This window comes from Mesorhizobium newzealandense (assembly GCF_042682145.1).
GTDB classification, from domain to species: Bacteria; Pseudomonadota; Alphaproteobacteria; order Rhizobiales; family Rhizobiaceae; genus Mesorhizobium; species Mesorhizobium newzealandense.
Map to the genome: position 1 here is coordinate 286,800 of NZ_JBHUGZ010000016.1, position 7,293 is coordinate 294,092.

Genomic DNA, 7,293 nt, shown 5'->3' on the forward strand with positions numbered 1-7,293 from the left:
TGTTGAATTGGGAAGCCAACCCGATCCGAAAACCAGCCGCTTCGGGAAATAGTATTTCGCGATGCAGGCGAACGGTTTGGGGCGGTTCGGGTCGGCCGAATCGGTCTATAGATTTAGAGCTTACGCGGGTTTTCGGAATCGGTTGGCAAGGAACCCGCTTCATGCGGCGGCGACCGCGGCGAGGCCGCACGCCAGATTGGCCTTGTGAAGGGCCTAGTGCCCTGGGGGCAGATGGAACCATCGGGCTTGTTGCTAGGCAGGCTTGTCGTCACCTTCGCATTTGCGATACGAAATTGTGCATTGCAATATCGGCGGCCAGTCGGTATCATCTTGCTGTCGGCCATCTCCTCCTCCCAGATGGATGCCGATACTGAATGCGGTGCACCTCCTCCCGCGCCGTATTCGAAAATAGAGCCCGCTGCCACCTCCTCCCGGCAGCGGGCTTTTCTTTTGTATGAAGGTAGTTTCGGCCATGGCCGATCTATCGGCGCCTAGAGGAGGCGAATGCTCCGAACCTCCAGGCCCTTCTTGCCCTGCCCGTATTGGAAAGACACTTTCTGCCCTTCCATCAGCACGCTGAGCCCTGAGCGGATCAGCGCAGTAGCGTGAACGAAGGCGTCCTTTTCACCGTTCTCGGGATCAATGAAGCCGAAGCCCTTTTCGGGATTAAACCACTTGACCGTGCCTCCGCTCTCCAGCTGCGCACTGCTCGCGGCAATGGACTCTCCCGCCAAGCGCTTATCTGCCGGAGTTTTCGGAATCTGCTCGCCGATATCGAGCACTTTGACGACCTGGCGACCTCGTGGACCTTCTTGCGCTGTGACCTTGAGATGCGTCCCCTCGGAAACATCGCGGCTGCCGGCAGCTTCCAACACCCGGATGTGCAGATACGCCTCGGTGCCGGTGGACAGCTTGACGAAGCCAAAACCCTTGCTGGCGTTGAACCAGATCACCTCGGCGTCGACAGCGCCTGGAGTTACGGCTGGCGAGTGCTGAAAGTAGCTGGGCTCGGAAGTCCGCTCCGAAAAGGAAACCGGGTCATCGTCATAGCGACGCCGTGGCTGGCGGTAATCTTTATATTTGCTCCTCATCGTCTCGACTGGCATGGAGAGCTGCGCTCCCGTCAGGGTAATCTCCATCGTACGATGCGTTTGTGTCAAATGGACATGTGGGCGCATATCTTGCTTTTTTAGGCGACGTTACTGGGGCACGGGGCGCCGTGCGAACGGGGGCAAGGCGAAAGCTGCCGGAGCGTACAATTGACGGCTGGCGACCTAATCGACGGTCGCCTGCGGCTAAAAAGAGTCCAGCACCACTTGATGAGATTGGTTATCTTTATATATATGTAACCACCCTCACCACACAGACGGAGCGGGATATCATGGCACGTACCAATGACACCCTGGAACTTTCGGGATTTGGCGCGTTCATCGGAACGCCGAAGCAGGTTGGTGACCAACTTGATCGACTAACTGCGGAACAGGTCATAGCACTAACGTTCGAGCACGGGAGTGAACCTGCCATCCGTGCCCTCGCGGACACGGTCGTCAGCATCGCCCCTCTGGTCCGTACCATCCTGATGAGCCGCCAACGCGAAGCCATTAACTCAATAATCGAGGCTCTGGTTCCTCAGGTACCGCCCCCGCAGCATATGCTTGTGGAGGCGCGGATGACGGCCGAGGCGAGAAAGGCAGTGCTGGAAAGCGGTGATTGGCTGACGGCTTCCCAGATCGCCAATATGGCTGGGTTCAGCACCAGCAATCCAAGTGCGCAGCCAAACAAGTGGAAGAAAGAAGGCCAGATCTTTGCGGTTCGGCATCGGGGTGTAGACTATTTCCCCGGCTATGCTCTGGATTCCGCCTCCGGATATCGGCCCATCAAGGCGCTCGCCAAGGTTCTGAGCGTATTTTCCGGGAAAAAGGATGAGTGGGGGCTCGCCTATTGGTTTGCATCGGTCAACAGCTCCCTTGGGGGTAAGCGTCCGCACGATATGCTCATAGCGCAACCCGAGCGCGTTCTTGCGGCCGCCGAGGACGAGTTGGTAGGCGCACTCCATGGCTAAACCAAAGATTGGACGGGGATCCCGGACAAGTCCAGTTCCCGTTCCATCGAACAATTTGCAGGATATCATCACCCGAACGATATGGCCGGTGGGCCAAGTTATCCATCGTATTCATCTGAACCTCTATGCCGGCGCGGAATTTAATCCAGGCCTGAAAGGCAATGCCCGGTTCAGCCCGATCAAAAACGCAAATGGGGCCAGTATCCCGACTCTGTACGGCGGAACGACCTTTGACTGTGCGGCGATGGAACCGGTTTTCCACGATGTGCCATTCGCGCCTGGCCTGAAGACCTACGACAAGGTGAAACTGGCCGATCAAGTCTATTCGAAGGTGACGCCTCAGGGCGATTTCGTCCTGGCTGACCTGAGTGTCACTGCGCTAAGGAAACTCGGTATCAAGCGCAGCCAGATCATCGACACCGAGAAGGACGGCTATTCAGCAACACGCCCCTGGGCTGAAGCCATTCACACACAATGCCCAGATATCCAGGGACTTTGCTGGGTTTCTCGGCAGGACGATCGGGCTCTGGCCGTGATGCTGTTTGGCGATCGAATTCCGGCAAACATGTTGGAGCAATCCGGCGCGTCGCTCGACTTGACCGGGAACACCGACGTCTATTCCGAATTGCTCGAACTCGCCGATCGTATCGGCGTAAAGATCGTAGGCGTCAGGTTCTGATGGCGGAAACAGGCGATCGGGGCAATTTGGGGGCGGCCAGGCCGCGCCGATCGCGTGGAAGGGGACGCTCGCCCCCGTATGTCGGACGGCTCCATCGCGAACACTGGGACAAGTCCGAAATTCTTGTTTACGACTATGTCGACGCAACGGTGCCGGTGCTCGCGCGCATGGCCGCGAAGCGGCGGGCGGGATACCGGGCGCTTGGATACCGTCTGGAATAGGGATGGGGGCGGTTGCGACCGGTCGATCCCGAAGCGATCGCGATCTGGTCCCTCGTCGCGAACAACGCAGCTGCATCGAAGCGCCTATGCGCGCGGCCGCAGCGCCTCGAGCAAGGGCCGCAGCTTGTGCTTGCGGCGATGCTTTTCGATCAGCGCATCGATCCTTGTGATCCAGTCCTCGAACCGGCCGGCGGCGTCATGGGCGAGCGCCGCCTTCTCCAGCCATTGCGCCGCCAGTTCATAAAAGCCTGACTGCCCGGCGTCCATCACGTTGGCGGCGATGCGCTCGGCGACATCGATGACCCAGTCGGGATGGCTGGCGTGCGCCGCTTCGACGAGCCGCAGCAGCACGTCGTTCGCTGGATCGCGCAGCGTGTTCTCGACGTCGACGGATCGCACCGCCTCATCGATCATGCCTTCGCCGAGGAAAATCTCGGTCCGGTCGTGGGCGTACGTCGGCGCCGCCAGGCAAGCCAGGAGGTGGGGCCGCAGTTCGGCCCATCCTGGTCCCGCAAGCATCTCGGCCGCTCGAAAATCTTCGAGCGACAGGCTGTGTTCGAAGGCGCTGCCCGCCGCCGTGACTGCAACTGTGTCCCGGCCCAGCGCAGCGGCGCTGTCGCGCAGCCAGCGGGCGAGGCCGACCACTCCGAATAGACGATCGCCTTCCGGTTTCAGGCTCAGTCCCCACCCCGCAAGTTCCAGCGCCGCATCGACCTGCCCCGTCTCTTTCAGGAGGCGCGAAAGCTGGAGGGCCTCTTCGGCGGAGCGGAACCTTTTGCGCGCATAGGCAATCGCATCTGTGCTGCACCCGCGCCGGACCAGCATGGCGGCGTGGTCGCCATGGCATCCCGCGGCCCTGGCGAGGTTGAGGAATTCGTCCGTCCGCCCGCCGATCTCGAGAACTCGAAGCCGCGCTTGCGTCAGCCGCGCCGTGGTCCAGTCGCCGTGGCCCGAAAGCGGCCAGGAGCGACCCTTTCCCGCAAGAATATCGTCGAGGCCGATCTCGTCCCAGCCTTGTTCGAGCGCGTCGATCGCGACCTGTAGATGGTCGTCGAGGCCGTATTCATCGAGCATGCCCTGCCAGACGTCGAGCCGGACCATCAGGTCGTCCCGTTCCTCCGGGAGAAGGCCGCCCAACAGCACCGCTTCCGCGATCATCTGGCCGAGCACGGGAAAGAACTCGTGCAGGGTCTCGTCCCAGTCGGCCTGTTCGAGCCATGCCGGCACGAGCGCCTCCGTCACCGGCTCGAGAATCCTCAACGCATTGCGTCCGTCCCCGGCTTCGAGAAACGGCTTTGCCTTGTCGATCAGTGCCCCGAAAGCGTCCTCGTCGACGGCGGCACCATTGTCGCTCCAGCGATCTCGGCGCGAAGTGCGTCCCGACAGCAGCGCCTCGGCCTGCCGTTTGATCGGCTCCGGGTCGACGGCGGTTCGCCGGGGGCTGGCCGAAAGCGGGTCCGGCGCGCCGGCGGCAAGCTCGGCCTCGATCCACAGCGCGAATGCCGGATCCTCCTCGGCCCGTCTGGTGAGCAGCGCCGCCAGCGCCTCCCGATCGAGGTTCCGGAGAACCCCGTCAAGGGGTGGTCGCTCCACCACCGAGTCTGGCGTGTCGAGATATTTGAGGAGCACGGCCACGACGTGCTTGCAGGCGCCGCCCCAGTCGTAGGGGCAGGAGCAGCGCGTCGCCGCGACTCCACCCTGGTGCAGATCGACCGTCACCTCGTAGGGCGCGAAGTCGCTGCCTTCGACGTGAGCGGTCAGCCGGTCGCCGCGTCGCATCAGCCCGGAAACGGCCCCGCTGCGCACATAGTCGCGGCCGCGCGCGAAGGAATCGGCGGTCGCCAGAGCGCGCACGGCGTCTTTGCCAAAGGCGGGATCCTTCATGGCTGGTCTTGCTCCTCTGCCTCGATCTCGCCGAACAGCCCTGTCGCGCCGGTCAGGTCCGCCAGCAGCTTTTCCTTGTTGAGCAGCCCGGCATCCTCGAGAGCCTCGGTGTCGGGAAGATCGCGAAGCGTGTCAAACCCGAAATGCAGCAGGAACGCTTTCGTGGTGACATAGGTGTAGGGCGCGCCAAGTGTCGGGCTGCGCGGACCGGACGCGATCAGACCAGCCTCGCGCAGATTGCCGATCAGGTCGCGGCTGATCTCCCGGCCGAAGAACGACGACAGCTCGGAGCGCGTGATCGGTTGGAAATATGCCACACACATCAGCACCAACAGCTCGGACTGCGTGAGGTCGGTCGCGCGCCCGCTGACACCGACGGCGGCGCGGATGGCGTCGGCATAGGCTGGCCGTGTCAGGTGTTTCCAGCCGCCGGCGACCGCGACCAGGTCATAGGGGCGGCCGCGCAGCTCCTCGCGGATGTCGTCGATGAGGAGGTCGAGGTTGCAACTGGCGCCAACCACTCGCGCGAGCACACTACGTGTGACCGGCTCACTCGCCGCGAAGACGGTTGCTTCGACGCGGTTCATCCATTCCCGCCAGCGCACCTCCGGCGGCAGGTGATCGAGCTCGCGGTCCAACAGATGATCATCTGACCGGCCTTTGCCTCGTCTTGTACGAGAGCCCTCCACCATCCGCTACAGCCCGTAAATGCGGAACGTGGTGCGGCCGGACAGCTCGCGCACCGCGCCAAGATCGACGAGACGGTCGAAAAGGCGGCGCAGGCCGCGATCGCTCATGCCGGCGATCTTCTCCGAGGCGACAATTGCGTCGCCGGACAGCAGTTTTACGACGACGCGATCCGACGCCCGGGCGCGCAACTTCGGCGCCACCGCGAGCAGCCGATCCGCGCGGCGTCCGAGCTCGGCGGAAAGATCGATGGCGCGCAGCGCGGCGCGCGCGTGCGCGAAAAGCAGTCCTTTGGTCTGGTCGGGTTGGTGCTCCACGCCAGTCGCCAAACTTGTTCCCGGGCGTCGTGCGCGCGCGAGCTTCGCCCCCGGCTCGGCCTCCGTGCCCAACAACGGCACCGCATGGCCCCAGCCAAGCCGTTGCGCCAGCAGCGCATCCGCGAACCATGCTCCCGCGCGCCCAACACCATGCCGTTCCGCGCTGGCGAGCGCCCCACCCAGGATTGCGACCACGCCTTCGGCGCCGGCGAGTTGCCGAAGGTCATCCAAAAGATCGGATACCGTCCCATCGTCGCGTGCGAGACCCAGATCGTCCAGAACCTCGGCGATGCCCGGCTCGCTCAGCAGTTCCTCCGTAGGCCGCGTGGCCAACCGACGCCAGGCCAAAAACATCCGGCCGGCGGGGCCGACGTCATCGCCGGGGCGGGTCAGGAGCACAGCATCGCGCAATGGTACTTCATCCTCGACGCGGCCCGCTTGTCTTGCCGTCACCGCGCCGGCCGCAAGCGCTAGCCGCTGCCGCCAGGCGCCAGCCCATCGTTCTTGCCGGCGCACGACTGCATCGAGCGCGCCGATAGCGGCGCCGGCCATAATCGCGGCATCCTCCAGCGTCTGCGGCTGCCGCGCGGCCCGGCGCAGCCAGGACGGCACCGGCGTCGGCGTCGCGAGTGCGAGCGGCTCGGCATGGGCAGGTTCGACAACGTGCGGTCGGGACGGTTTCGGGCGCAGAATCATTATCGACAGGATGAACCACGGCGGCGCTTTTGACAATAATTTGAACCAAAACCGCCGCGCTCGTCGACAGGTTTTTATGAACGATAAACACGGCGCCACTGCGCGCTCGGTCGCGACGATCAAACGGCGGCTCTCCGGTTGCCTGGACCTTTACCCAGGCGCGGCCAGCCCATGGACAGCGCTCCCCGGCATCCGCAGGAAAGCATGCAAAGCCGCCACGGCAGAACGAGGCCGCGCTCGGCGACAGCATCAAGACGACGGTCAACATGCTCGGCCATGATCTGAGGGACTTGCGCGATCGGGCAATCCTGCTCTTGGGGCTTTGCGGGCGGCCTGCGCCTTCTCGTCGCAACCTGGATCGGGATGGTTGCTGACCAGACCTGTCTTGCAGCCACCCTCGAACGGCTTCGGCCGCATCAGGAGAGGGCCCCCCTCTTCCGGCAAATCTTCAAGGACAACAAGACCGTCGACGTCGAGCCGCTCTCCGCAAGCATCTCGAGCAAACCGAACTCGCAGCTGGCGTCCGCTCCGATCTCCCGGAAAAGGAACGTGGGCTGCTCTTCTCCGGACACTCGCTGCGCGCCGACCAGGGCTTTTTCGGCCGACATCGAGGAGCGTTACGTCCAGAAACAACGTGGCCACGCCTCAACCGAGATGACGCGCAAATATCAGCGGCGGCGCGCCCAATCTCGCTAAAGGCGTCGGGGCTCTGACATCACCTTCCTTTCCTCTCACCAAAAGCCGTAA

General features: G+C 63.2%; 6 protein-coding genes and 1 pseudogene. 3 read left to right on the forward strand and 4 right to left on the reverse strand.

The window, feature by feature from the left end; translation table 11 throughout:
- Nucleotides 1-491: 491 nt before the first annotated feature.
- Nucleotides 492-1,139: a cold-shock protein gene (locus tag ACFSOZ_RS24395; RefSeq protein ID WP_379101997.1), complete on the reverse strand. Its 648-nt coding sequence runs from the start codon at nt 1,137-1,139 to the stop codon at nt 492-494.
- Nucleotides 1,140-1,381: 242 nt separating this feature from the next.
- Between ACFSOZ_RS24395 and ACFSOZ_RS24400 the strand changes: the two genes are divergently transcribed.
- Both ACFSOZ_RS24400 and ACFSOZ_RS24405 read left to right on the forward strand, forming a co-directional pair.
- Nucleotides 1,382-2,062 carry a hypothetical protein gene (locus ACFSOZ_RS24400; protein ID WP_379101999.1) on the forward strand — a complete coding sequence of 227 codons (681 nt, stop codon included), beginning with the start codon at nt 1,382-1,384 and terminating at the stop codon, nt 2,060-2,062.
- Nucleotides 2,055-2,741 carry an RES family NAD+ phosphorylase gene (locus ACFSOZ_RS24405; RefSeq protein ID WP_379102001.1) on the forward strand — a complete coding sequence of 229 codons (687 nt, stop codon included), beginning with the start codon at nt 2,055-2,057 and terminating at the stop codon, nt 2,739-2,741. The genes ACFSOZ_RS24400 and ACFSOZ_RS24405 overlap by 8 nt, the downstream gene beginning before the upstream one ends.
- Nucleotides 2,742-3,046: 305 nt before the next feature.
- Here ACFSOZ_RS24405 and ACFSOZ_RS24410 read toward each other — a convergent pair whose 3' ends face one another.
- Genes ACFSOZ_RS24410 through ACFSOZ_RS24420 form a run of 3 tightly spaced genes read right to left on the reverse strand, consistent with a single transcriptional unit; the run spans nt 3,047 to nt 6,546 of the window.
- On the reverse strand, nt 3,047-4,846 hold the full coding sequence (locus ACFSOZ_RS24410; RefSeq protein WP_379102003.1) for an SWIM zinc finger family protein: 1,800 nt from the start codon (nt 4,844-4,846) through the stop codon (nt 3,047-3,049).
- A complete protein-coding gene (gene scpB / locus ACFSOZ_RS24415) occupies nt 4,843-5,538 on the reverse strand; it encodes an SMC-Scp complex subunit ScpB (protein WP_379102005.1) in 696 nt (231 codons plus the stop codon). The genes ACFSOZ_RS24410 and scpB overlap by 4 nt, the downstream gene beginning before the upstream one ends.
- A 3-nt stretch (nt 5,539-5,541) precedes the next feature.
- Nucleotides 5,542-6,546, reverse strand: coding sequence for a DUF1403 family protein (locus tag ACFSOZ_RS24420; RefSeq protein ID WP_379102043.1), 1,005 nt, complete (start codon nt 6,544-6,546; stop codon nt 5,542-5,544).
- Nucleotides 6,547-7,049: 503 nt separating this feature from the next.
- Between ACFSOZ_RS24420 and ACFSOZ_RS38710 the strand changes: the two are divergent.
- Nucleotides 7,050-7,242: pseudogene (locus ACFSOZ_RS38710) on the forward strand (integrase); the annotation flags it as partial.
- Nucleotides 7,243-7,293 lie beyond the last annotated feature (51 nt).

What these genes read in the sequence shown, in the direction of transcription:
- ACFSOZ_RS24405 (WP_379102001.1), top strand. Translation starts at nt 2,055, where the DNA reads ATGGCTAAACCAAAGATTGGACGGGGATCCCGGACAAGTCCAGTTCCC.
- ACFSOZ_RS24400 (WP_379101999.1), top strand. Translation starts at nt 1,382, where the DNA reads ATGGCACGTACCAATGACACCCTGGAACTTTCGGGATTTGGCGCGTTC.
- scpB (WP_379102005.1), bottom strand. Translation starts at nt 5,538, where the DNA reads ATGGTGGAGGGCTCTCGTACAAGACGAGGCAAAGGCCGGTCAGATGAT.
- ACFSOZ_RS24395 (WP_379101997.1), bottom strand. Translation starts at nt 1,139, where the DNA reads ATGGAGATTACCCTGACGGGAGCGCAGCTCTCCATGCCAGTCGAGACG.
- ACFSOZ_RS24410 (WP_379102003.1), bottom strand. Translation starts at nt 4,846, where the DNA reads ATGAAGGATCCCGCCTTTGGCAAAGACGCCGTGCGCGCTCTGGCGACC.
- ACFSOZ_RS24420 (WP_379102043.1), bottom strand. Translation starts at nt 6,546, where the DNA reads ATGATTCTGCGCCCGAAACCGTCCCGACCGCACGTTGTCGAACCTGCC.